Genomic DNA, 24,004 nt, shown 5'->3' with positions numbered 1-24,004 from the left:
CCCGGCGCATACGCGAGCCATGCACCCGGACAGGGTATGCTGCGCGCAGGACGCCTACATGACCTCAGACCAAGCCCCCCATCTCGAGCAGGATGCCCAGGACCCCGGCCTGATCCGGTTGTCTGGCCATTGGACTTTACGCACCGCGCTGGACGCGGCCGAAGTGCTGCGTGGCCTTCCGGAGAACGTGACCGGCCTGGATGCCAGCGGGATCACCCTGCTCGACTCGGCCGGTGTGCTGCAGTTGCTGCGCGTGGCCCACCGCGCCGATCTCGGCGAGGATGCGGTGACGTTCCGCGAGGAACATCGTGCGCTGGTCTCGACCATCGAGGAAGTCGCCGACGACCGGCCCAAGGCCAAGCGGGACTTCGGCGTGCTGGCCGCGCTGGAGCGGCTCGGTGTCAGCGTGCACGGCATGGGCCACAACATCGTGGCACTGGCCAGTTTCCTTGGCGAGAACCTGGTCAAGGGTGCGCGCCTGATCAAGGAGCCGCGCCGTTTCCGGCTCACTGCCACGGTCGCCCAGATGGAACAGGTCGGCTTGGATGCAGTGCCCCTGGTCGCCCTGCTGTCCTATCTGGTGGGCGCGGTGATCGCCTTCCTCGGCTCCACGATCCTGCGCGACTTCGGCGCCGAGATCTACGTGGTCGAACTGGTCAGCATCGCCTTCCTGCGTGAGTTCGCCGTGTTGTTGACCGCGATCGTGCTGGCCGGCCGCACCGCCAGTGCGTTCACCGCGCAGATAGGTGCGATGAAGGCGCGCGAAGAAATCGACGCAATGAAAACGCTGGGCCTGGACCCGGTCGATCTGCTGGTGCTGCCGCGCTTGATCGCGCTGTTGATCACGTTGCCGCTGCTGACCTTCATCGCAATGATCGCCGGCCTGGCCGGTGGCATCACCGTCGGCGCCTTCGATCTGGATATCCCGCCGCAGATGTATATCGCGCGCATGCACGACACCATGGAAGTACGCAACATGCTGGTCGGCCTGTCCAAGGCGCCGGTGTTCGCGCTGGTGATCGGCCTGATCGGCTGCCTGGAGGGCCTGAAGGTGGAAGGCACCGCGCAGTCGGTCGGCGAGCGCACCACCTCCAGCGTGGTGCAGGCCATTTCGCTGGTGATCATCCTCGACGCGTTCGCCGCGCTGTGGTTCATGAAGATGGGCTGGTAACCGATGATCACCGACACCGCCCCGGCCCCTGACCGCGACGACGCCGCCACGGATGAAGGTGAACTGCTGATCCGCGTGCGCGGGCTGACCAACCGTTTCGGCGCCCAGGTGGTACACGACGGCTTGGATCTTGATGTCCGACGCGGCGAGATCCTGGGCGTGGTCGGCGGCTCGGGTACCGGCAAATCGGTGTTGATGCGCAGCATCCTGGGCCTGCGCACGCCGGACGATGGCCAGATCGAGGTGCTGGGCGTCGATGCCCGCTCCAGCGACCCGGCCAACCGCCTGCATATCGAACGCAACACCGGCGTGCTGTTCCAGGATGGTGCGCTGTTCTCGTCGCTGACCGTGGGCGAGAACGTGCAGGTACCGCTGAAGGAACATCACAGCGAGCTGCCCGAGCGCTGGCATTACGAACTGGCCCTGCTCAAGGTCAAGCTGGCCGGCCTGCCCGCCGATGCGATCAACAAGCTGCCCTCGCAGCTGTCCGGTGGCATGCGCAAGCGCGCCGGCCTGGCCCGGGCGCTGGCGCTGGACCCGCCGCTGCTGTTCCTGGATGAGCCCACCGCCGGGCTGGACCCGATCGGCGCGGCCGCCTTCGACCGCCTGATCAAGACCCTGCAGGAAGCGCTGGGCCTGACTGTCTTCCTGATCACACATGATCTGGACACGCTGTATGCGATCTGTGACCGGGTGGCGGTGCTGGCCGACAGGAAGGTCATCGCCAATGCCCCGCTGCACGAGATCGAACAACTGGACCACCCGTGGATCCAGGAGTACTTCCACGGACCGCGCGCGCGTGCTGCGCGCGATGCAAAGCACGAGAGCGAGTAAGCCATGGAAACCAAAGCCAATTACGTCCTGATCGGCGCCTTCACCCTGGTGGTGGGACTGGCGCTGCTGGCCTTCGGCCTGTGGGCCGCCAAGTACTCATCCGATCGCACCTGGACGGAATACCGCGTGGTGTTCCGCGAGGCCGTCACCGGCCTGTCGGTGGGCAGCCCGGTGCAGTACAACGGCATCGCGGTCGGCTCGATCACCGAACTGAACCTGGTGCCGGATGACCCGCGCCAGGTGGTCGCGCGGATCCGGCTGAACTCCAATACGCCGGTCAAGACCGACACCCGCGCCAAGCTGGCGATCACCAGCCTGACCGGCCCGTCGATCATCCAGCTCAGTGGTGGTACCCCGCAGTCCGCCGCACTGACCGCGGTCAACAAGGACCCGGCCCCGATCATCCCGACTACCCCGTCTGCGCTGCAGAACATCACCGACGTGGCCAACCGCATCGTCGAGCGCATGGACCAGGTGCTCAGCGACCGCAACGTGGCCAGCATCAACGCGACCCTGGCCAACCTGGAAACCATCAGCGGCGGCCTGGCCGACCGCGACCAGGGCACCCAGGCGCTGCTGCTCAGCGCGCGCGATGCCGCCCGCAGCCTGGATGTCACCCTGAAGAGCACCAATGGCACCATCCAACGCCTGGACAAGAACCTGGTGCAGCAGCTGCCGCCGATCCTGGACAAGCTGGAAACCACGCTGAGCAAGCTGGATTCGGCCGCCGGCAATGCCGATTCGATCCTTGGCGAGAACCGCGCCGCGATCAACAGCTTCGCCAACGATGGCCTGGCCCAGCTCGGCCCGACCCTGACCGAGCTGCGCGGCCTGATCCGCGATCTGCGCCGGGTCAGCGACCGCCTGGACAACAACCCGGCACGCTACCTGCTCGGCCGTGACGCACCCAAGGAGTTCGAACCCAAATGAGCCACCCGACCTTCTTCCGGCCCCTGCTGCCGATCGCCCTGATCGCCGCGCTTGGTGGCTGCTCGCTGCTGGGCAGCAACGAACGCAGCGCGGTGACCATCTATTCGCCCGTGGTCCGCATCCAGGCCGACCCGAGCTGGCCGACCGTCGATTGGCAGCTGGTGCTGGTCAAGCCCAGCGCCGCGCGCGTGGTCGACAGCCCGCGCATCAACGTGCGCCCGACCCCCTCCGAACTGGAGGTCTACAAGGGCGTGAGCTGGGCCCAGCCGGCCACCGACATGCTCGATGACGCGCTGGTGCGCGGCTTCGAGGATTCCGGCCGCATCAACGGCGTGGCCCGGGTCACCACCGGCATCCGCGCCGACTACAAGCTGGCCATGGACGTGCGTCGTTTCGAAGCGGACTACCGCGGCCAGGCCACGCCCACCGCGCTGATCGAGGTGAACGCCAAGCTGATCCACGTGATCGACCAGCGCGTGGTCGCCGACCGCACCTTCCGCCAGGAAAACCCGGTCGGCAGCAGCGACGTCGCCCAGGTCACCGCCGCGCTGGAACAGGGGCTGCAGACACTGACCACGAACGTGGTGGGCTGGACGCTGGTGACCGGCGAGCAGGATCACGCCCGCGCTGCAGTCACGCCGACCCGGGTGCGGTAATCCAGCGGAACGTGAGATTCAGGCGCTCGGCCAGCGGCCGGGCGCTCTTGGGCAGGGAATGCTGGTAATGGCGCTGGGTCTGACCGCCCATGACCAGCAGGTCGCCATGGTCCAGCAGTACCTCGGCCTTCTTGGCATGGTCGTCCCGGCGCCGCAGCAGGAACCGCCGCGCCGCGCCCAGGCTCACTGACGCGATCACCGGCGCCGGCCCCAACTCGGGCTCATTGTCGCTGTGCCAGCCCATCCCATCATCGCCATCGCGGTAGCGGTTGAGCAGCACGCTGTTGAAGGCGTGACCACAGAATTCGCCCAGCTGATCGCGCAGCGGCAGCAGCGCCGGATGCCAGGGCTGCGGCACGAATTCGGTACCGGAATAGCGGTAGCGCGCGGCCGGGTCGCCCATCCAGCAGCTCAGGCGCGGGGAATCGACCTGACGGCCGAACATGCGAATCTTGTGCACCTCCCACGGGACGTCCTCGCGGAGCGTGCGCTGGAGGGTGTCGGCGGCGTCACGGGATAGCCAGTGGCGGTGCCAGTGCACCTGGGCGTCGGGGAGGTGGAGATCCATGGGGTGACGCTAGCATTCCTTCGCCGGTGTGCGTATCCCGACCATGGCAGGACCCTGTGGATTTGCCCCCTGTCCACCAAAGATCGAAAATGACCGCCTGCCGGACCGGCATCGTTGAAAGAGCATTCCATGGCCCCACTTCGCCTCAGCGCTTCAAACACCGCGCCGGCTGCCAGCGAGGCCGTGACCAGCGCGCGCCACTTCACTGCACCCACGCCGCTCGCTGCGCGCCATCAGGATGTGACGCGATGACCTCCTCTGTGACCCGCGCGGTCCGTGCAGCCCGCCAGGCGGTCTCCCGGCATGGCGGTGGGCTGGTCGGGCTGTGGTCGGTACTGCGACGCATTTTCAAGGTCGCCTCTGCGATGGGTGTTCGTGGGCTCGTCAATCGGCTCAAGCAGGCCAGCGCGTCACGCATCCAGGTGGCACAGCCAGTCGAGCACCTGTTTCCCGCGCCGGTGCCCCTCGCCCAGCTCCAGCAGCGCGTCGGGCTCATGGCCCATGTGTACTACCCGGACCTGATAGAGGAGTTCGCTGGGCTGCTGGCGCACATCCCGGTGCCGTTCGAGTTGCTCGTGTCAGTGATGGACGACTCGGCCAAGCTCCAGGCCGAAGAACGCTTTGCAAGGGTTCCGCGTCTTTCTGCATTGCACGTCCGCGTCGTGCCCAATCGGGGCCGCGATATCGCGCCGCTGCTGGTGACATTCCGCGATGAGATCACGGCCTTGGATATCGTCGGCCATATCCACACCAAGAAGTCGCTGTACACGGGCAGCGAGCAGGAGCAGTGGCGGCGCTACCTGCTGCGTTCGCTGCTGGGCAGCGAAACGCGGGTCGCCTGGATTCTGGGCATGTTCGCTGCCGAGCCGCGTCTGGGCATGGTCTACCCGGAAACCCATGAAAGCCTCCCGCCCTGGGCACACACATGGCTGAGCAACGCCGAGGTCTGCGCAGCATTGGCGGCACGGCTGGGCCTGGAAATAGACCGCACTGCCTACATCGATTATCCGGCAGGCTCCATGTTCTGGGCACGGGTCGATGCGCTGCGCCCCCTCTTCGCATTGAATCTGACTACCAGCGATTTCCCCGCCGAAACCGGCCAGGTGGATGGCACCCTGCAACATGCAGTGGAGCGCCTTCTGGCCACCATTACGCGCCACCAAGGTCTGCTTGTCGGTGTACTTGCCCCGGGCGATACACCGCACCTGATCAGCGAAGGGCAGCGCAACTGGACAGAGGCATTCGCCACACCGGTTGCCCCCCGCATCCAGCTCTCTGCGCTGGATGCGGACCTGGTCACTACCGATGTATTCGATACGTTGGTGACCCGTCCGTTCCTGTCACCACACGCCGCGCGCGACTACCTCTCCTTCAGGGCCCTGGCCCGGTTCGGCGTCGATGATTTCTCGGCGGCGCGCCAGCTCGCCGAGGAACGCGCGCGCATTTCGAGTGGGCGCGACCCCACACTTGATGAGATCTACGCGCACTTCCCTGCACTGGCATCCACCGTGGATCCGCAGGCGCTCCTGGAATTGGAAATCACCACCGAGCAGCGCCTGCTGCGTCCGCGCAAAGGTGTGTTGGCGGCCATGCAGGCGTTGCGAGGCAAACGCGTTGTAGCCCTATCGGACATGTACCTGCCGGCCGCAGTGCTCCGGCAGGTGCTGCCGCCCGCCGTGGTGGCACTCACATCGGAATGGTGGGTGTCGTGCGAGACAGCGATGCGCAAGGACGATCCCGCCACGTGGGCGGCGATCTCACAGCGCGAAGGCATTCCGATGAAACGCTGGCTGCACGTAGGCGACAACGAACACGCGGATGTGCAGATTCCACAGTTGTGCGGCCTCCTTTCCCCCGTCCATATCGTGCGCCCTTCAGCGTTGCTGGACATGGTGCCGGCACTGCGCCCGCTTCGACATCCAGCCGGGCTCAACGCACCGTGGCCCGAGCAGTTGTGGCGGGGTCTGCTAGCCAACCATTTCGCCGCAGTAGGCGATTGGACTCCGTCCCATCTCTCGCCGCGGCCCACACTGGATGCCTACAGTGCGGGCTATACGGTCTTGGGACCTGTCGTTCTGGATTACCTGGTGTGGCTGGCGAACCTCGCGAAAGAGCGCGAGATCGGAACGGTGCTCTTCCTCAGCCGCGAGGGATTCCTGCTGCAGCAAGCATGGGACGTCCTGGCCGGCAGCGCCCCGGCTCTGCGATCGCTGAGGTCGTCCTATCTTCTGGTATCCCGACGCGCCGCGGGCATGGCCAGCCTGCGTGAAGCGAACGATCTTGAGCGGCTCCTGCATGGTACGTACACCGGCCCCCTGGTGAACCTTGTTGCCTCGCGCTTGGGTGAAGAAGCCGCGGTGGCCGTACGTGAGCAGGTGGGCACCCTGGCAGACCGCGACATCTATTTACCTGAAATGCTGGATCAGGCCATCGCGACGCTGGCGCCGGCGCTCCCCTCCTTGCTCAACATCTCAGCACGCGAATGCGACGCCTACCTGGACTACTGGCGCGAGACGGTTGGCGACGATGCTGCCCTGGTCGCGGATATCGGCTATGCCGGCACTATCCAGACCTATCTGTCGAGCATCATTGACCGCCCCGTGGGGGGAGCGTACTTCGCATTACGTGCCACTGCGCGGAAGGTGGAAGGACATGGCTGGGCCGTGGCCCGGTATCACGATGGGCGCACGGTACCGGAGGAGGCATCCCCCATTTTGGCGCATGACCTGCTGCTTGAAGCGCTGCTGGCAGCACCGTCCGGTCAGTTCTGCGGCTTCCGCGGCACCGGCAGTGGACGCGAGCCGATGTTCGCGCCGCCCGAGCTGTCCGCCACGGGCCAGGCATCCCTGGCCCAGGTCCATCAGGGCGCATTGAGCTTCATCGCCGACGCGTGCGCGGCACTGGGAGAGGATGTGCAACACCTGAGCTTGGACCCCGAAGGTGTGCTGCTGCCGCTTCAGTGCCTGGCCAATGGCCATTGGTCAGCGGGCCCATGGCTGCAGACGCTCGCCACGGAGGACAGCTTCACCGGCCGCGGCAGAGTCGCGGCCGGTGTCGCCGGATCGGTCAATCGCTGAACGCCACGCCGGTCTTTTCCTTCAACTCATCGATACCCACACCCGGGGCAGCCTCGACCAGCACCAACCCCTTATCGGTGACATCGAACACGGCCAGTTCGGTGATGATGCGATCGACCACGCCCACGCCAGTCAGCGGCAGCGTGCACTCGGGCAGAATCTTGTGCTCGCCGCTCTTGGCGGTGTGCTCCATCAGCACCACCACGCGCTGCACGCCGGCGACCAGATCCATCGCCCCGCCCATGCCCTTGACCATCTTGCCCGGCACCATCCAGTTGGCCAGGTCGCCCTTGTCGGTGACCTGCATCGCGCCAAGGATGGCCAGGTTGATGTGACCACCGCGGATCATCGCGAAGCTGTCGTGGCTGCCGAAGTAGCTGGCACCCGCACGTGCGGTCACCGTCTGCTTGCCAGCGTTGATCAGGTCGGCGTCCACCTCGGCCTCGGTCGGGAACGGGCCGATGCCCAGCAGGCCATTTTCGGACTGCAGCCACACATCCACGCCGTCGGGAATGTGGTTGGCGACCAGGGTTGGCAGGCCGATGCCCAGGTTCACGTAGGCGCCGTCGGTCAGTTCGCGCGCGGCGCGCTGTGCCATTTCATCGCGGGTCCAGGCCATCTCAGTTCGCCTCCTGGCGCACGGTACGCTGTTCGATACGCTTCTCGGGATGCGGGTTGTGCACGATGCGGTGCACGTAGATGCCTGGCAGGTGGACCTGGTCCGGGTCGATGCTGCCCACCGGCACCACCTCCTCCACTTCCACGATGCACAGCTTGCCGGCCATCGCGCAGGCCGGGTTGAAGTTGCGCGCGGTCTTGCGGAACACCAGGTTGCCGGCCTCGTCGGCCTTCCAGGCTTTGACCAGTGCGACGTCCGCGCGCAGCGCGGTTTCCATCACATAGTGTTTGCCATCGAACGCGCGGGTTTCCTTGCCCTCGGCCACCACCGTGCCGTAGCCGGTTGCAGTGAAGAAGGCCGGGATGCCCGCGCCACCGGCGCGCAGCCGCTCGGCCAGGGTGCCCTGCGGATTGAACTCCAGCTCCAGCTCCCCGGCCAGATACTGGCGCTCGAATTCCTTGTTCTCACCCACATAGGACGAGATCATTTTCCGGATCTGACGGGTCGCCAGCAGTTGGCCGAGGCCAAAGCCATCCACGCCCGCATTGTTGGAGATCACGGTCAGATCCTTGGCCCCGGTATCGCGCAACGCAGCGATCAGGGCCTCGGGAATACCGCACAGGCCGAACCCGCCGACCGCCAACGTCTGGCCATCGGCGATGGCACCTTGCAGCGCCTCGGCTGCACTGGCGTACCGCTTGCCAGGTCGCACGGCGTTGTCTGGGGACTTGCTCATCTACGCCCTCACCTCGTTGATGTAAGCCGCCATTGTAGCCCCTCGCTGCCGCATGCCCCTCAGCGCGGTTGCAGGTGCGCCATTACCTGCGCAAGGCCTTCCTGCCAACTCGGCAGAGTGAGATCGAAATCTCTCTGCAGCCGCGATACGTCCAAGCGCGAGTACGCCGGCCGTGGCGCGGGCGTGGGGTACTCGGCGGTGGTGATCGCTTCCACCCGGGGAGCTCGCGGCAACACGCCCCTGGCGATGGCTTCGGCGAAGATCGCTTCGGCAAAGCCGTACCAACTCGTCTCACCGGTGGCGGTAAGGTGCCAGGTACCGGACAGGCGCCCGGCATGCCGCAACGCGTGCGCGGTGACATCTGCGATCAACGCTGCGGGCGTGGGGGTACCTATCTGGTCGGCGACCACGCGCACTACGTCGCGCTCGGCGCCCACGCGAAGCATCGTACTCAGGAAGTTGGCGCTGTGTTCGGCATATACCCACGCGGTGCGGAAGATCAGATGATGGCCGGCGGCAGCACGAATGGCGTCTTCGCCATCCCGCTTGGTCATCCCATACACGTTGAGCGGTGCGGTCGGCGCATCTTCGCGGTACGGCACGCGCGACTGGCCATCGAACACGTAGTCGGTGGAGTAGTGCACGTATGGCACGCCACGCCGCGCACACCAGCGCGCAAGCACGCCGGGTGCCTCGGTATTGGCGCGACGTGCCGCTTCCGGCTCCTGCTCTGCCCGGTCCACCGCCGTGTACGCGGCGGCGTTGACCACCACCGACGGCAGCAGGCGGTCCAGCAAGGACGCCAGCGACGCGGGCTCATCGAAGTCGGCCCTCTCGCAGGCAATGCCATCTGCGAGCAGACCGGTGCGGGTCGTCGGGATCACGGGGCCGAGCGGCGCAAGCGCGCGCCGCAGTTCCTGGCCGAGCTGCCCGTTGCCCCCCAGCACGAGCAGCGTCATGGCAGGTAGACCGGCAGACGTTCCTCCGCGACGTCGTTCAGAAACGGCGCCTGCTCATCCTTGGCTGACAGCGAAGGCGCGCTGATCGGCCAGTCGACCGCCAGGTCGGCATCGTTCCAGCGGATCGCCGCATCGGCGTCTTTGACATACACATCGGTACACAGGTAATTGAACAAAGCCGTCTCGGAGAGCACCGCAAATCCATGCGCGAAGCCGGGCGGTATCCACAACTGGCGGCGGTTCTCGCCGCTGAGCATGAACGCCTCCCAGCGGCCGAAGGTGGGCGAACCGCGGCGGATGTCCACCGCCACGTCGTACACCTCACCCTGCAGCACCGTCACCAGCTTGCCCTGCGGGCGCGGCCACTGGTAATGCAGGCCGCGCAGCACGCCTTTGGCCGAACTGGAGACATTGCTCTGCACGAACGTGCTAGGCAGCCCCTGCGCGGCATAGCGCTCAGCGTTCCACGTCTCGAAGAAGAAGCCGCGCGAATCCCCGAATACCGCCGGCTCGATCAACACGCAGCCTGGCAGCGAGGATGGAATGAGTTTCAAGGCACGACGCCCCGCTGCAGCAGTTTCTGCAGGTACTGGCCGTAACCGTTCTTGATCAGCGGCGCAGCCAGCGCTTCCAGCTGCGCGGCATCGATCCAGCCCCGCCCGAACGCGATCTCCTCGGGACAGCACACCTGCAGTCCTTGGCGTGTCTGGATGGTCTCGATGAAATTCGATGCCTCCAGCAATGACTGGTGGGTACCGGTGTCCAGCCAGGCGAACCCGCGCCCGAGGGCTTCCAGGTGCAGTTGCCCATCGCGCAGATAGCGCTGGTTAAGGTCGGTGATCTCCAGTTCGCCGCGCGGCGAAGGCTTGAGCTCGGCCGCGTACTTGCTGGCGTTGCCGTCGTAGAAGTACAAGCCGGTAACCGCATAGTTCGACCGCGGCTTCTCCGGCTTCTCGACCAGGTCCACCACTTTGCCATGCTTGTCGAATTCCGCGACACCGTAGCGCTCTGGATCGTTGACCCAGTACCCGAACACCGTTGCGCCCTGCTCGCGCTGGTCAGCACTGCGCAGTACATCGCTCAGCCCGTGGCCATGGAAGATGTTGTCGCCCAGTACCAGGCAGCTCGGCTTGCCGCCAATGAAGTCCTTGCCGATCAAGTACGCCTGCGCCAACCCGTCCGGGCTAGGTTGTACGGCGTATTCGATGTTCATGCCCCACTGCGAACCATCGCCAAGCAGGCTCTGGAAAAGCGCCTGCTCGTGCGGCGTGTTGATGATCAGCACATCGCGGATCCCCGCCAGCATCAGCACGCTGAGCGGGTAATAGATCATCGGCTTGTCGTACACGGGCAGCAACTGCTTGCTGACCCCCTTTGTGATCGGATACAAGCGCGTGCCCGAACCGCCGGCGAGGATGATGCCTTTACGCTGGGTCATATTGAATCCTTGGTTCATGCGGTGGTACCGATGCGCTGCAGCCGATAACTGCCGTCGAGCACGCCGTTCACCCAGTCCTGGTTGTCCAGATACCAGTTCACGGTGAAGCCGATGCCCTGCTCAAAGGTGTACTTCGGCTCCCAGCCCAGCTGGTCCTTCAACTTGGAGGCGTCGATCGCGTAGCGGCGGTCATGCCCCGGACGATCGGCGACGTAGGTGATCTGGCTGCTGCGCGGCTGGCCATCCTCGCGCGGGCGTCGCGCATCGAGCAGCGCGCAGATGGCGTGCACCACTTCGATATTCTCTTTTTCGGAGTTGCCGCCGACGTTGTAGGTCTCGCCCACCTGGCCCTTGGCCAGCACGGTGCGGATTGCTTCGCAGTGGTCGCTCACGAACAGCCAGTCGCGCACCTGCTTGCCATCGCCATACACCGGCAGCGGCTCGCCGGCCAGGGCCTTGGCGATCACCAGCGGGATCAGCTTTTCGGGGAAGTGGTACGGGCCGTAATTGTTGGAGCAATTGGTGGTCAACACCGGCAACCCGTAGGTGTGGTGGAACGCGCGCACCAGATGGTCCGAGGCCGCCTTGGACGCCGAGTACGGCGAGTTGGGGGCATACGGGGTGGTTTCGCTGAACTTGCCGGTCTCGCCGAGGGTGCCGTATACCTCATCCGTGGACACGTGCAGGAAGCGGAACGCCTGGCCCTTGTCGGCCGGCAGCGCCTTCCAGTAATCGCGCACGGCTTCCAGCAGTGCCAGGGTGCCGACCACGTTGGTCTGGATGAACGCGCCGGGGCCATCGATGGAGCGGTCCACGTGGCTTTCGGCGGCGAAGTTCAGCACGGCGTCCGGCTGATGCTCGGCAAGCAGACGGGAAACAAGCGCCTGGTCACCGATGTCGCCCTCGACGAACACATGGTCCGGATTGCCCTCCAGCGTGGCCAGGGTCTTCAGATTGCCCGCGTAGGTCAGCGCATCGAGGTTGATGACGCGCACGCCTTTGGCGACTGCTTCGAGGACAAAGTTACCGCCAATGAATCCGGCTCCGCCGGTGACAAGCCATGTGGGCACTACCCGTTCTCCTGTTCGATATGCGTGCAGGGGGCCTGCTGGCGCCCTGGCTCAGCGCAACAGGATACATGGCGGCCGTCGTCACGACTGCCCGTCCAGCGTTAACAGCAGGCGTCTTCCGTCGATTTCATGACGCGCTGCAGCACAACCATACGCATTCGCATGGTGCCCTTGCGCCAGTTAGAATCGCTGTCCCACCCCCGAACCGGTTGCTAGTCAAAGAACCGGACGTTCTCCCGTTATTGAAGGATCCAGCTCCAGATGAAAATCCTCGTCGCGTACAAGCGCGTGGTGGACTACAACGTCCGCATTCAGGTCAAGCCGGACGGTTCCGGCGTGGTCACCGACGGCGTCAAGCTGTCCCCCAACCCGTTCGATGAAATCGCGCTGGAAGAAGCGCTGCGCCTGCGCGACAAGGGCATCGCCACCGAGGTCGTGGTGGCCACGATCGCACCGGCCGATGCGCAGGCGCACCTGCGCAACGGCCTGGCCATGGGCGCCAACCGCGCGATCCATGTGGTGACCGACCAGGCCATCCAGCCGCTGACCGCTGCGCGCACCCTGCTCAAGCTGGTCGAGAAGGAACAGCCGGACCTGGTGATCCTGGGCAAGCAGGCCATCGATGACGATGCCAACCAGACCGGCCAGATGCTGGCCACGCTGTGGGGCCGCCCGCAGGCGACCTTCGCCAGCAAGCTGGACATCGCCGACGGCAAGGCCACGGTCACCCGTGAAGTCGATGCCGGCCTGGAAACGCTGGAAGTGGACCTGCCGGCCGTGGTCACCACCGATCTGCGCCTGAACGAGCCGCGCTTCATCAAGCTGCCGGACATCATGAAGGCCAAGGCCAAGCCGCTGGAGACCCTGCAGCTGGCCGACCTCGGCGTGGATGCCGCTGATACCTTCAAGACCACCCAGTACGCCGCGCCGGTCAAGCGCAGCAAGGGCGTGATGGTCAAGGACGCGGCCGAACTGGTCGCCGCACTCAAGCAGAAGGGGTTGCTGTAATGACCAAGATCCTCGTTGTCGCTGAACACCACGATGGCAAGCTCAATGCCGCCACCGCCAAGACCGTCAGTGCGGCCGCCGCGATCAGCGGCGCCAGCATCGATGTGCTGGTGCTGGCCGCCGATCCGGCCGCCGTGGCTGCCGAGGCCGCCCAGCTGGCCGGCGTCGCCAAGGTGCTGACCGTGACCAACGCCGCCAATGCCCAGGCGCTGGCCCAGGTGCTGGCCCCGCAGATCGCGCAGCTGGCCACCGGCTACACCCACGTATTCGGCCCCTCGACCACCTTCGGCAAGGACCTGATGCCGTGCGTGGCCGCCCTGCTGGGCGTCAACCAGGTCTCCGATCTGATGACCGTCGAAGGCAGCCACAGCTTCAAGCGCCCGATCTACGCCGGCAACGCCATCATCACCGTGGAGGTGCCGGCCGACCAGATCGTGGTCGCGACCGTGCGTGCGGCCTCCTGGCCGGAAGCGGCCAAGGGCGGCAGCGCTGCTGTGGAAGCGGCCAGCGTGGATGCGGCACTGCCGAGCCACACCCGCTTCGTCGGCCTGGCCGCTGGCGCGACCGACCGTCCGGACCTGCAGAGCGCCAAGCGTGTGGTCTCTGGCGGCCGTGGCGTGGGCTCGGAAGAGAACTTCAAGGTGATCTTCCAGCTGGCCGACAAGCTCGGTGCCGCCGTCGGCGCCTCGCGCGCCGCGGTCGATGCCGGCTACGTGCCCAGCGACCTGCAGGTCGGCCAGACCGGCAAGATCATCTCGCCGGAGCTGTACGTGGCCGTGGGCATCAGCGGCGCGATCCAGCACCTGACCGGTATCAAGGACGCCGGCACCATCGTGGCGATCAACAAGGACCCGGATTCGCCGATCTTCGAGATCGCCGACATCGGCCTGGTGGGGGACCTGTTCACGTTGCTGCCGGAGCTGGAAAAGGCGCTGTAAGTACTGCGTGAAGTCGGGGCCGCGCGGCGACGTGTCGCTGCGCGGCGTTTTGCTGCCGGGCCCTGGAAGGCCCTCTGCTGGAAAAAGCGACACGTTCCTCAGAACGCTGTCGCTATAATCGGCGGTCACCCCCGTAAGGATTGCATTGATGACGCTCCCCTGCTTCAAGGCATACGACATTCGCGGCCGCGTTCCGGAAGAACTGGACGCTGCCCTCGCCGAGCGCATTGGCGCCGGCACTGCGTCCCTTCTGGGACCTGGCCCCGTCGTTCTGGGACGCGACATCCGCCTCAGCAGCCCGGAGCTGCAAGCCGCGCTGGAGAAAGGCTTCACTGCGTCCGGGCGCGATGTAATCGATATCGGGCTGTGCGGTACCGAGGAGGTGTATTTCCAGACCTTCCACCGCCAAGCCGCTGGTGGCGTGATGGTTACCGCCAGCCACAACCCGATGGGCTACAACGGCATGAAGCTGGTGCGTGAGCACGCTCGGCCGATCAGCGGCGATACCGGCCTGTTCGACGTGCGCGATTTTGCCGCCGGCGATACCCCCCTGCCCTCCGGCACGGGACAGGTCCGCACCGATGCCGACAAAACCGCGTACATCCAGCACCTGCTGGGGTATGTGGATGTGAATCAGCTCAAGCCACTGAAGATCGTGGTCAATGCCGGCAATGGTGGCGCGGGCATCGTGATCGATGAACTGGCGCCCCACCTGCCCTTCGAGTTCGTCCGTATCCAGCACGAGCCTGACGGCTCCTTCCCGAACGGCATTCCCAACCCGCTGCTGCCCGAAAACCGTGCCGCGACCGCCGATGCCGTCCGCGCCCACGGCGCAGACTTCGGCATTGCCTGGGACGGCGATTTCGACCGCTGCTTCTTCTTCGACAGCCAAGGCGAGTTCATTGAAGGCTACTACCTGGTGGGCCTGCTGGCCGTGGCGCTGCTCAAGCGCGCCCCGGGCGGCAAGGTCATCCATGATCCGCGCCTGACCTGGAACACGGTGGAAATGGTGGAACAGGCCGGTGGCGTGCCGGTCATGAGCAAGACCGGTCATGCCTTCATCAAGGAGCGCATGCGCGCCGAAGATGCGATCTACGGCGGCGAGATGAGCGCGCACCATTATTTCCGTGATTTCGCGTACTGCGATTCCGGAATGATCCCGTGGCTGCTGATTGCCGAGCTGGTTTCGCAGACCGGCACCTCGCTTGGCGATTTGGTGGCCGACCGCATGAAGGCTTTCCCATGCAGTGGCGAGATCAACTTCCGCGTCGACGATGCCAAAGCAACCGTGGCACGCGTGATGGCGCACTACGCGGACCAGACGCCGGCGCTGGACTACACCGATGGTGTCAGCGTCGAATTCGACACGTGGCGCTTCAACCTGCGCAGCTCCAACACCGAGCCACTTCTGCGGCTGAATGTCGAAACCCGTGGCGACGCTGCGCTGCTGCGCGACCGGACCGAAGAGCTCACCGCCCTGATCGGCGGCCAAGCCCCCCAACACTGATTCAGGACGATTTTCATGTTGCCCATTCTCCCCGTCATCCTTTCCGGTGGTTCCGGCACCCGCCTGTGGCCGCTTTCGCGCGAGGCGTATCCGAAGCAGTTCCTGCCACTGGTGGGCGATGTCACGATGCTGCAGGCCACCTGGAACCGCGTGGCCGCCATCGCGGGCAAAGCCCCGATCGTGGTGGCCAACCAGGAACACCGTTTCATGGCCGCCGAACAGCTGCGCGAATGCAACGTGACCCCGCAGGCGCTGATCCTGGAGCCGATCGGCCGCAATACCGCACCGGCCATCGCCATCGCCGCGCTGCAGGCGCTGGCGACGGGTGAGGATGCACTGCTGCTGGTGCTGCCGTCCGACCACGTCGTGCGCGATGATGCGGCGTTCCATGCCGCGGTCGGGCAGGCCGCTATCGCGGCCGACGCCGGCAAGCTGGTCACCTTCGGTATCGTGCCGACGGCGCCGGAGACCGGCTACGGTTACATCAAGGCGCAGGCAGGCGTAGGCGTGCGCGCGGTTGATCGGTTCGTGGAAAAGCCCGATCTGGCCACCGCACAACAGTATGTCGCCTCCGGCGAATACTACTGGAACAGCGGCATGTTCCTGTTCAAGGCCTCGCGCTACCTGGAGGAGCTGGAGGCGCTGCAGCCGGCGATCCTGTCCGCCTGCCGAACCGCGCTGGACAAGGCCTCGCGCGATACTGATTTCATCCGCTTGGATGCCGACGCGTTCGCCGCCAGCCCCAATGACTCGATCGACTACGCGGTGATGGAAAAGACAGCCGATGCCGCTGTGGTTCCGCTGGATGCCGGCTGGAACGACGTGGGCTCATGGTCCGCGCTTTGGGAAGTCTCGGACAAGGACGCTGACGGCAACGCCTGCCATGGCGATGTGATCGCGCTCGACTGCCGTAACAGCTATGCCTATGGCACCCGCCTCATCGCAATGGTTGGGTTGCAGGACGTAGTGGTAGTTGAAACGGATGACGCGGTGTTCGTGGGCCACAAGGACCGCGTCCAGGACGTCAAGGAAATCGTTGGCCAGATCAAGCGTGATGGCCGCAGCGAAGCGGCCGCCCACCGCAAGGTATACCGCCCGTGGGGTGCCTACGACTCGATCGACAATGGCGCCCGTTTCCAGGTCAAGCGAATCACGGTCAAGCCCGGCGCGACGCTCAGCCTGCAGATGCACCACCACCGCGCCGAGCACTGGATCGTGGTCAGCGGCACCGCCGAGGTCACCCGCGGCGACGACGTGATCCTGCTCACCGAGAACCAGAGCACTTACATTCCGCTAGGCGTGACCCATCGCCTCAAGAATCCGGGCAAGCTGCCGCTGGAACTGATCGAAGTGCAGTCGGGCAGTTATCTTGGCGAGGACGACATCGTGCGTTTTGAAGACCAGTATGGGCGCAGCTGAGTGACTGGCCCCGTGCCGACAGTCAGGCAGGCTGACAACCAACTCGCACACGTTGCGATCATTGGGCGTGGCCTGCTTGCGCGCGCCTTCAATGCCGCCGAGCTTCAGCAGCTCGACACGACTGTGTTTGCATCCGGTGTTTCCAATTCACAGGAATCGGATCCGGCGCAGTACCAGCGCGAGGCCGACCTGCTGGCCGACGCGCTGCGGGCCTGCCCGGGGCGGTTCGTGTACTTCAGTACCTGCAGCGTCACCGATGATGACCGCGCGGGGACGCCCTACGCGGTGCACAAGCGGAAAATGGAGGCGTTGATCCAGGCGCGCGGCAACCACCTGATCCTGCGCCTGCCCCAGGTTGTCGGCAACACCGACAATCCGCACACCCTGGTCAACCACCTGGTTTCGCACATCCGCGCCGGTGATCCGCTGCAGCTGTGGTCCCACGCAGTACGCTGTTTGGTGGATGTCGACCACGTCGCCGCGATCACGATGCACCTGCTCAGGGGCGGGCTGGAGCGGGACCGTAAGCTCGACCTTGCGCCTCCGGAAAGCCTAACCTTGCAGCAACTGTTGCCGCTGGTGGAAGAAACGCTCGGTCAGCAGGCCGTATACACCCTGATAGATCGCGGCGGCGGCGCCACGCCGGATTCAGCGACCTTCTGCATCTACGCCGGGCCTGCGGGGATCGATGCCTCCCCGGGCTATACCCGCCGCCTGCTGCGCAAGTATTACGGAGCTGGACATGATTGATGTTTCGGTGGTGATTCCGGTCTACGGAAGCGCCCCTATCCTACCCCGCCTGGCCGAGCGCCTGGAACAGGCGTTGGATGCGCTGGGTCGCAGCTACGAAGTGGTGCTTGTCTACGATTGCAGCCCGGACGATTCCTGGAACGTCATCGCCGGGCTGTGCGCCAGCCGCCCGTGGCTGAAGGGCGTCCGCCTGCGCAAGAACGCAGGGCAGCACAACGCGATCATGGCGGGCCTTGGCGTCTGTGCGGGTCGCTACATCGTGACCATGGACGATGACCTGCAGCATTCGCCCAACGACATCGCCCGCATCGTCGAGGTGCTCGATGGCGGTGCCGATGTCTGCTACGTGCAGTTCAAGCGGCGCCGGCATGCGCTGTGGAAGCGCATGGGAAGCCGATTCAACGACCAAGTGGCCTCCTGGCTGCTGCGCAAACCCAAGGGCCTGTACCTATCCCCGTTCCGCGGTTTCGTCCGCGACATACGCGACGAAATGCTGCGTTACGAAGGCCCGTTTGTGTATCTTGATGGACTGATCGTGCAGAGCACGTCAAACATCGCCACGCTGCAGGCCGACCACCACGATCGCGACGACGGCAAATCAGGCTACAGCCTGTCCAAGTCGATTTCATTGTGGATGCAGATGGCGACCAGCTTCTCCATCAAGCCGCTGCGCGTGGCGTCGCTGATGGGCGTCGCAGCTTCAGGGCTTGGCTTCCTTGCCGCAGCCGGGCTCGTGGTCCAGAAGCTCATCTGGCCGCAGACTGCGGTCGGCTGGACGTCACTGATTGTCGCGGTGCTGATCATGGGCGGGATCCAGCTGCTGGCGCTCGGCGTGGTCGGTGAATACGTGGGCCGGGTGCTGCTCAATGTGAGCAACCGGCCGCAGTACGTGCGGGGCACGGTGTTGAACGGCACGGCCGATGCTGAGTCGGCCCGATGATGCAGGCCGACCGTGCGCTAGTCATGAAATTCCTGCGCTTCTGCGTGGTCGGGGGCATCAGCACTGTTGCTTTCAGCGTACTGACCTGGCTGGCGGTGAGCAGGCTCGGCATGGATCCCACCTGGGCCACCGTGGCGTGCTACCTACTGCTCGTTCCGCCGAACTTCTTCGCCCATCGCAGCTTCACCTTCGTTTCCAGCGGCCACATCAGCCGCGAAGGCATGCGTTTCATCTGCCTGCATGCGTTCAATCTCACGCTGTCCACGGTCGGCATGAAGCTGATAGCCGACGTGTTCGGCCTGGATTATCGTTGGGGCATCGCGTTCTCGGCGGTCATCGTTCCTGTGGTCGTCTTCATCGTGATGAACTATTGGGTTTTCCGGCCCCAGCGCGACGACCATGCCGTACCGCCCTCGCATTGAGCCTGCCCACTGCGCGCAGGCTGCATCACACAACCACAGGATGTATTCCATGATTTCTCCGACCGACCGTAGAGACACGATGAGGGCGGCGGGCTATTTCGCCCTCGCCTCCACCATACTTGTCTGCCTGCTATGGCTGCCCTTTGGCTTTGGCATGGTCGGCAACATCGAGGAGTGGGACATCCTTAGCCTGCTTACTCGCCATGGCGTGTTTTTCTTCGCCGGTGAAAACAGCCCGTTGGCCAGCCACCGGCTGCGACCATTGACCGCAGCACCCAACGCGGTTGCGTACCTCCTCTCGCCCGATTCCTTCGTCGGCATGCATCTGCTGCAGATGGCATCGCTGATCGTCAAGGGCACCGCTGCCGGCCTGATGGGTTATTGGCTGCTCAGGTCGCGCCTGTACGCGGTGATGCTGGCCCTGTTGGTGATCGTGCTTCCCGCAGACACCATGCAGCTTTCGTTCCGCTCGTTCCACATCAACTGTGCCGTTGCGCTTGGCATGGCGGGCGTGGCCGGACTGCTGTACGCCTATGAACGTCGGGAGGCTCTGGGCCGTGGCGGGCTGGTCCTGTCGCTGCTGTCCGCAGTCGGCCTGGGCGTTGCCATCCAGATCTACGAGGTAGCGCTAATCTTCGTGCCCTTCCCGTTCCTGATGCTGTGGGCACGCCATGGCGTTCGTGGCACCCTGCGCATCGCCTTCAAGCAGCTGCCAGTGACGCTTTGCTGGGGCTTGGCAGTCGCCGTCTGCCTCGGCTACATCTACACCGTCCTGGCGCACGGGTCGACCTACCAGAGCAGTGTCGTCGGTGGCCAAAGCACGAGCATGCAGATGGTCCAGGAACGGCTCTGGGTCCTGACGTTCACCGGGATGGGCCGGGCGCTGGTCGGTGGCTGGGTCGATGCGGTGATGATCCTGATCGAGGAGTTCAGGAACTACATCTACGTGGTCGTGACCGGGGCGATCATCGCCGCGCTCCTTGCCTATGCCGCTCGTCGTGGCCCGCCTGCCACGACCACGCCGGAACCGGCCGTGGCTATGCGTGGGTTGAGTGCGCGCGTGGTCCTGATCGGCCTGGTGATGGCGGCCTTCGGCTATCTGCCGTTTCTCTCCTCGCCCGCCCACATGGCCATTTCGCAGCGCACCTTCCTGTTTGCGACCTTTGGCGCTGGTCTAGCCACGGTTGGCCTGCTTGCGCTTTTGTTTGGCAACAGGCGTCCACGCGTCAGCCTCGCTGCGGGAACGGCGCTGGTAACGCTCGGCCTGGCGGCGCAGATGTTCCAGTTCCAGCACTACCAGAAACTCTCCGATACGGAACGTCAGGTACTGGCCAACGTCGTCACCACCGTACCTGCGATCGGTCCGGAAACCAATGTCGTGATCCTTGATGGCAGCGAACGGATCAGCAGCGTCTGGATGCTCCGCGACAACATGTTCCATGCGCTGACCTATCTTTACGGGGCGCCCGTCAATCTGGTGTACACCTGTACGGTGCCAGGCGATTACTGGCAGCGCCTGGATGCCTTCGGTCGTCCAGGCAGCTGTGCCCGATCGACCGATGGCTGGCTGTTCACCGATGGACCGACCGTCGCAGCGCCCGGACAGGGAACCCGTCAGCCGCAGGTCAGCATTAACGTCGCCGACCCCAACGCTGTCGTGGTCCGGGTCGACAAGGATGGCAATGTCGTGCCGGTTCCAGCACAGCTGGCCCGCCTGAAGCGGGGTGAGGACACCCTGTCGCGCCGCTATGCTAACGTTGTGGCTGACAGGCCGTGGCCGCTGGCTTTCCATCAGTTCCGCAGCCAGGAAGGGTCTGATTCGTTCCGGTGGGACTTCGGCAGATGGTGGAGCCTGGAAGCGGCCGTGCACGGCCGAGGCTGGCAGGACAGCCAATGGACCAATGATGGGAGGTTCAAGAAGGTCTCCACGGCGTGGGCTAATATGCCCGAGGCGTCGCTGGTGTTTAACATGCAACCTCGCAAGGCGCCCTATGTCGTCAAGGGGCGCGTCCAGGCCATTGCGGGCAACACCGATCGCAACTCCCTGACGATCTCGATCAACGGCAGCCAAGAGCACCCCTTGGTGTGGATTACCGACAACGAGTTCTATACTTATATCCCCGCTGGTGAGCTGGTGAATGGGCGGAACGAGGCCGTCTTCCACGTACCGGTGGACATGAATTTCTACGGCGTCGGGGTCGCCATGGATTGGGTCCGATTCTCCCCGCGCCATTAAGCCCAGCACGCCGGACACAGATCCGACCTCATCCCTCAAAAAAAGGAACCCGCATGACCCGCAGTATCGCTTCGCTCAAGTTGGCCCTCGTCGTCGCCGTTGCTGCGGCCACCCTTGCCGGCTGCTCGTCGAACAACGAAGAAACACCGATTGGCGCCAGCCCGAAGCCGGCCGCCCCGAGCAATGACAAGGTCAACACCCCGCTCAAGCCAGAGCAGGTCAGTGCGTCGGCAAGCGTGCTGGAAGGCCCGTACTATGACGCTGCGTCTGACCAGCTGATTGTGAAGATCGCCGTCAAGAACACGGGCAGTGTGGTGTACCCGGTGACCGGCATAAACGCTGTCACCCTGGGCGTGGTTCAGAAGGTGCCGGGCCAGGGCGGCCAGCCGGATACGCGAGCGAGCGATACCCGCGCTGCCTTCAAGGAAGATATCAAGCCGGGCGCCACCGGGGAAGCAGATGTCAGCCTTCCCGCTGATTTTGCCGTTGCCCACAAGGTCGAGTTCGAGCCGCTTCAGGAGAACGTCGTATGGTTCGGCTACGACCTGAAGCAGCCGACGGCGGTAATCGGTCCGTTTGCACGCTGCGCCGATGGCAAGGGCCTGTGCGACGGTCAGGGCAACCCCGTTCCCGCCAAGTAAGCCCGTATTCCCGGCATGCAATTGAAAACGCCCGGGTCGACTGACCCGGGCGTTCTTGTTTCCGACCTTGGCCTGCAGGCTCACCGGGCCTGCAGCATCCACTCGATTGTTTCGCGCAGAGGCCGGAACGCGTAACCGCCGGTCAATTGCAGTAGATGCTCGTTTGAACCTGCCAGCCGGTTCACCTCATTATCGCGAACGAACTCTGTATCGCTGTGGATCTCGAAGCGGATACCAGACAGTTCTTCGATCAGTGCGATGACCGCACGCAGGCTGACGGAACGACCACTGCAGATGTTCACTGCCTCACCGCCCTGCTTCTGTTCGATCAGAAGACCGTAGCAGTGGACGAGGTCGCGAACGTCGGTGAAGTCGCGCTCTACGTCCAGGTTTCCCAGCCGCAGAACCCGCTCCCCGCGCAGCGCGTGGTCAACGACCTTGGCGACGAAGAAAGACAGTGCCTGGCCGATGCCGATGTAATTGAACGGGCGCGCGATCACGATCGGTAACCGGTCCGTGTACAACCTGCATACGTACTCGGCTGCCACCTTGCTGACGGCATAATCGTTGAAGGGCGCCATCGGCGACTGCTCCGAAAGCAGCGTATGGGACGACGGCCCGTACACGAGCGCGCTGCTCGCCACCAGAACACCTGACGGCGGGCGCTGAAGTTGCGCGGCCGCATCGAGCAGGTTGCGGGTTCCTACCACGTTCGACTGGTAAATCGCAGAAACGTCGCGGTGCGCGACATTTGAGATCCCGGCCAGATGCACGATCACGTCGGGCTTGACCCGTTCCACTACGTGGGCGACGTCTTCGGCATCGAGAAGGTCCACTGCGGATACAGTTGCAGTCGACTCGCCGGAACGCCGCAGACCATGAACGCGGTAGCCAAGCTGCTCGAGTTCCCGGGCCATGTACGGCCCGGTGAACCCTTCGATTCCGGTGACCAGAGCAATCGGTGTCATCGGTATGGTTCTCTTGTTGTAGTGCAGGTGCCGCCCGCACGCCAGGCTGCCCTGGGGTAGCCCACATACAGGCCCTGCATCAGAACGATGCGCCGGCTTCGTTGCGACGCAGGTCGGCCTTTACCATCATTTCGCAAAGCTCTTCCAGTGTCGTGCTCGGCTCCCAGCCCAGCTCACGCTTGGCTTTCTCAGGATTGCCAATCAACAGATCCACTTCCGCCGGGCGGTGGAACTTCGGGTTGATCTTGACCAGAACCCTGCCCGATTGGGTGCAGGTACCGGTTTCATCCAGACCTTCACCAGCCCATGCGATTGTGATGTCAGCTGCCTTGAAGGCCATCGTGACGAAGTCACGCACCGTTTCGGTCCGGTTGGTTGCCAGCACGTAAGTGTCCGGCTTGTCGGCCTGCAGCATGCGCCACATGCCCTCGACGTACTCCTTGGCAAAGCCCCAGTCGCGCTTGGCATCCAGGTTGCCCAATTCGATCACGTCCAGCTTGCCCAGCTTGATCTTGGCTACCGAGTCGGTGATCTTGCGGGTCACGAACTCACGCCCACGCAGTGGCGATTCGTGGTTGAACAGGATGCCGCTGGACGCGAACATGTCGTAGGACTCACGGTAGTTGACCGTCATCCAGTGCGCGTAGAGCTTGGCCACGCCATAGGGGCTGCGCGGATAGAACGACGTGTCTTCGGTCTGCGGCACCTGCTGCACCAGGCCGAACATCTCGGAGGTCGAGGCCTGGTAGAAGCGGATTTTCGGGTTGACCGCACGGATGGCCTCGAGCAGGTTCAGCGCGCCCAGCGCGGTGATCTGCGCGGTCAGCACCGGCTGGTCAAAGGAGACGCCAACGAAGCTCTGGGCAGCGAGGTTATACACCTCAGTTGCCTGACTATCCTGCAGCAGGCGGATCGACGAACCCAGGTCCTGCAGGTCGTGCTCAACCAGGTGGAGGTTAGGGTGCTTTTCAATGCCCAGCTCTTCGATACGCCAGAAGTTTACGGAGCTGGTGCGGCGGTAGGTGCCGTAGACCTTGTAGCCCTTCTCCAAGAGCAACTGCGCTAGGTAAGCGCCATCTTGGCCGGAGATACCGGTGATTACTGCTGATTTCATGGC

Annotated in this window: 23 protein-coding genes; 14 read left to right on the top strand and 9 right to left on the bottom strand. The window is 64.5% G+C overall.

What is annotated here, in order from left to right; all coding sequences use genetic code 11:
* Nucleotides 1-19: 19 nt before the first annotated feature.
* The 4 genes from BCL79_RS15245 to BCL79_RS15230 are packed head-to-tail and all read left to right on the top strand — an operon-like array spanning nucleotide 20 to nucleotide 3,591.
* A complete protein-coding gene (locus BCL79_RS15245; protein WP_428999465.1) occupies nucleotides 20-1,171 on the top strand; it encodes an MlaE family lipid ABC transporter permease subunit in 1,152 nt (383 codons plus the stop codon).
* Nucleotides 1,172-1,174: 3 nt separating this feature from the next.
* Complete coding sequence (locus tag BCL79_RS15240; RefSeq protein ID WP_121042589.1) at nucleotides 1,175-2,005, top strand: ABC transporter ATP-binding protein; 831 nt, start codon at nucleotides 1,175-1,177, stop codon at nucleotides 2,003-2,005.
* Nucleotides 2,006-2,008: 3 nt separating this feature from the next.
* The gene (locus BCL79_RS15235; protein WP_121042588.1) at nucleotides 2,009-2,935 is read left to right on the top strand and encodes an MlaD family protein; all 927 of its coding nucleotides are present in this window, start codon (nucleotides 2,009-2,011) and stop codon (nucleotides 2,933-2,935) included.
* Entirely contained in the window at nucleotides 2,932-3,591 is a 660-nt protein-coding gene (locus tag BCL79_RS15230) for an ABC-type transport auxiliary lipoprotein family protein (RefSeq protein WP_121042586.1), read from the top strand. Before BCL79_RS15235 ends, BCL79_RS15230 begins: the two co-directional genes overlap by 4 nt.
* Here the strand turns inward: BCL79_RS15230 and BCL79_RS15225 are convergent.
* Entirely contained in the window at nucleotides 3,569-4,159 is a 591-nt protein-coding gene (locus BCL79_RS15225; RefSeq protein ID WP_121042584.1) for an alpha-ketoglutarate-dependent dioxygenase AlkB family protein, read from the bottom strand. The genes BCL79_RS15230 and BCL79_RS15225 overlap by 23 nt on opposite strands.
* Before the next feature lie 248 nt (nucleotides 4,160-4,407).
* Here BCL79_RS15225 and BCL79_RS15220 point away from each other — a divergent pair, with 248 nt between their 5' ends.
* Nucleotides 4,408-7,236 (top strand): rhamnan synthesis F family protein, encoded by a 2,829-nt coding sequence (locus BCL79_RS15220; RefSeq protein ID WP_121042582.1) that lies wholly within the window; start codon nucleotides 4,408-4,410, stop codon nucleotides 7,234-7,236.
* Here the strand turns inward: BCL79_RS15220 and BCL79_RS15215 are convergent.
* From BCL79_RS15215 to rfbB, 6 genes are read right to left on the bottom strand one after another with little or no spacing between them, the layout of a single operon-like run.
* Entirely contained in the window at nucleotides 7,226-7,855 is a 630-nt protein-coding gene (locus BCL79_RS15215; protein WP_121042580.1) for a CoA transferase subunit B, read from the bottom strand. The genes BCL79_RS15220 and BCL79_RS15215 overlap by 11 nt on opposite strands.
* 1 nt (nucleotide 7,856) lies before the next feature.
* Nucleotides 7,857-8,591, bottom strand: coding sequence for a CoA transferase subunit A (locus BCL79_RS15210; protein ID WP_121042578.1), 735 nt, complete (start codon nucleotides 8,589-8,591; stop codon nucleotides 7,857-7,859).
* 59 nt (nucleotides 8,592-8,650) lie between these two features.
* Nucleotides 8,651-9,550, bottom strand: a complete 900-nt coding sequence (gene rfbD, locus BCL79_RS15205; protein WP_121042576.1) for a dTDP-4-dehydrorhamnose reductase — start codon at nucleotides 9,548-9,550, stop codon at nucleotides 8,651-8,653.
* Entirely contained in the window at nucleotides 9,547-10,104 is a 558-nt protein-coding gene (rfbC, locus tag BCL79_RS15200; RefSeq protein WP_121042574.1) for a dTDP-4-dehydrorhamnose 3,5-epimerase, read from the bottom strand. Before rfbC ends, rfbD begins: the two co-directional genes overlap by 4 nt.
* Complete coding sequence (gene rfbA / locus BCL79_RS15195) at nucleotides 10,101-10,988, bottom strand: glucose-1-phosphate thymidylyltransferase RfbA (protein ID WP_121042571.1); 888 nt, start codon at nucleotides 10,986-10,988, stop codon at nucleotides 10,101-10,103. Before rfbA ends, rfbC begins: the two co-directional genes overlap by 4 nt.
* Nucleotides 10,989-11,002: 14 nt before the next feature.
* On the bottom strand, nucleotides 11,003-12,058 hold the full coding sequence (rfbB, locus tag BCL79_RS15190; protein ID WP_121042569.1) for a dTDP-glucose 4,6-dehydratase: 1,056 nt from the start codon (nucleotides 12,056-12,058) through the stop codon (nucleotides 11,003-11,005).
* A gap of 261 nt (nucleotides 12,059-12,319) precedes the next feature.
* On the opposite strand from rfbB, the gene BCL79_RS15185 reads away from it, so the two are divergent.
* From BCL79_RS15185 to BCL79_RS15145, 9 genes are all read left to right on the top strand, one after another.
* Complete coding sequence (locus tag BCL79_RS15185) at nucleotides 12,320-13,066, top strand: electron transfer flavoprotein subunit beta/FixA family protein (RefSeq protein WP_121042567.1); 747 nt, start codon at nucleotides 12,320-12,322, stop codon at nucleotides 13,064-13,066.
* Entirely contained in the window at nucleotides 13,066-14,004 is a 939-nt protein-coding gene (locus BCL79_RS15180) for an electron transfer flavoprotein subunit alpha/FixB family protein (RefSeq protein ID WP_121042565.1), read from the top strand. The genes BCL79_RS15185 and BCL79_RS15180 overlap by 1 nt, the downstream gene beginning before the upstream one ends.
* Nucleotides 14,005-14,152: 148 nt before the next feature.
* Entirely contained in the window at nucleotides 14,153-15,511 is a 1,359-nt protein-coding gene (locus tag BCL79_RS15175; protein WP_121042563.1) for a phosphomannomutase, read from the top strand.
* Between the two features lie 15 nt (nucleotides 15,512-15,526).
* Nucleotides 15,527-16,930 (top strand): mannose-1-phosphate guanylyltransferase/mannose-6-phosphate isomerase, encoded by a 1,404-nt coding sequence (locus BCL79_RS15170; protein WP_121042561.1) that lies wholly within the window; start codon nucleotides 15,527-15,529, stop codon nucleotides 16,928-16,930.
* On the top strand, nucleotides 16,931-17,680 hold the full coding sequence (locus BCL79_RS15165) for an NAD-dependent epimerase/dehydratase family protein (protein ID WP_259462190.1): 750 nt from the start codon (nucleotides 16,931-16,933) through the stop codon (nucleotides 17,678-17,680).
* Nucleotides 17,673-18,620, top strand: coding sequence for a glycosyltransferase family 2 protein (locus BCL79_RS15160; RefSeq protein ID WP_121042557.1), 948 nt, complete (start codon nucleotides 17,673-17,675; stop codon nucleotides 18,618-18,620). Before BCL79_RS15165 ends, BCL79_RS15160 begins: the two co-directional genes overlap by 8 nt.
* A 23-nt stretch (nucleotides 18,621-18,643) precedes the next feature.
* A complete protein-coding gene (locus BCL79_RS15155) occupies nucleotides 18,644-19,042 on the top strand; it encodes a GtrA family protein (protein ID WP_183073798.1) in 399 nt (132 codons plus the stop codon).
* Nucleotides 19,043-19,091: 49 nt separating this feature from the next.
* Nucleotides 19,092-21,278 (top strand): hypothetical protein, encoded by a 2,187-nt coding sequence (locus BCL79_RS15150; protein WP_147433914.1) that lies wholly within the window; start codon nucleotides 19,092-19,094, stop codon nucleotides 21,276-21,278.
* Between the two features lie 53 nt (nucleotides 21,279-21,331).
* Complete coding sequence (locus tag BCL79_RS15145; protein WP_121042551.1) at nucleotides 21,332-21,919, top strand: hypothetical protein; 588 nt, start codon at nucleotides 21,332-21,334, stop codon at nucleotides 21,917-21,919.
* Nucleotides 21,920-21,999: 80 nt separating this feature from the next.
* On the opposite strand, the gene BCL79_RS15140 is transcribed toward BCL79_RS15145, so the two are convergent.
* On the bottom strand, nucleotides 22,000-22,887 hold the full coding sequence (locus BCL79_RS15140) for an NAD-dependent epimerase/dehydratase family protein (RefSeq protein ID WP_121042549.1): 888 nt from the start codon (nucleotides 22,885-22,887) through the stop codon (nucleotides 22,000-22,002).
* A 79-nt stretch (nucleotides 22,888-22,966) separates the two neighbouring features.
* Nucleotides 22,967-24,001, bottom strand: a complete 1,035-nt coding sequence (gene gmd, locus BCL79_RS15135) for a GDP-mannose 4,6-dehydratase (protein ID WP_121042547.1) — start codon at nucleotides 23,999-24,001, stop codon at nucleotides 22,967-22,969.
* Between the last annotated feature and the right edge of the window lie 3 nt (nucleotides 24,002-24,004).

It is taken from the genome of Stenotrophomonas rhizophila (assembly GCF_003651185.1).
GTDB lineage: Bacteria > Pseudomonadota > Gammaproteobacteria > Xanthomonadales > Xanthomonadaceae > Stenotrophomonas > Stenotrophomonas maltophilia_Z.
Note: the sequence above shows the minus strand (reverse complement) of the source record. Positions and strands in the feature narration are given on the sequence as shown.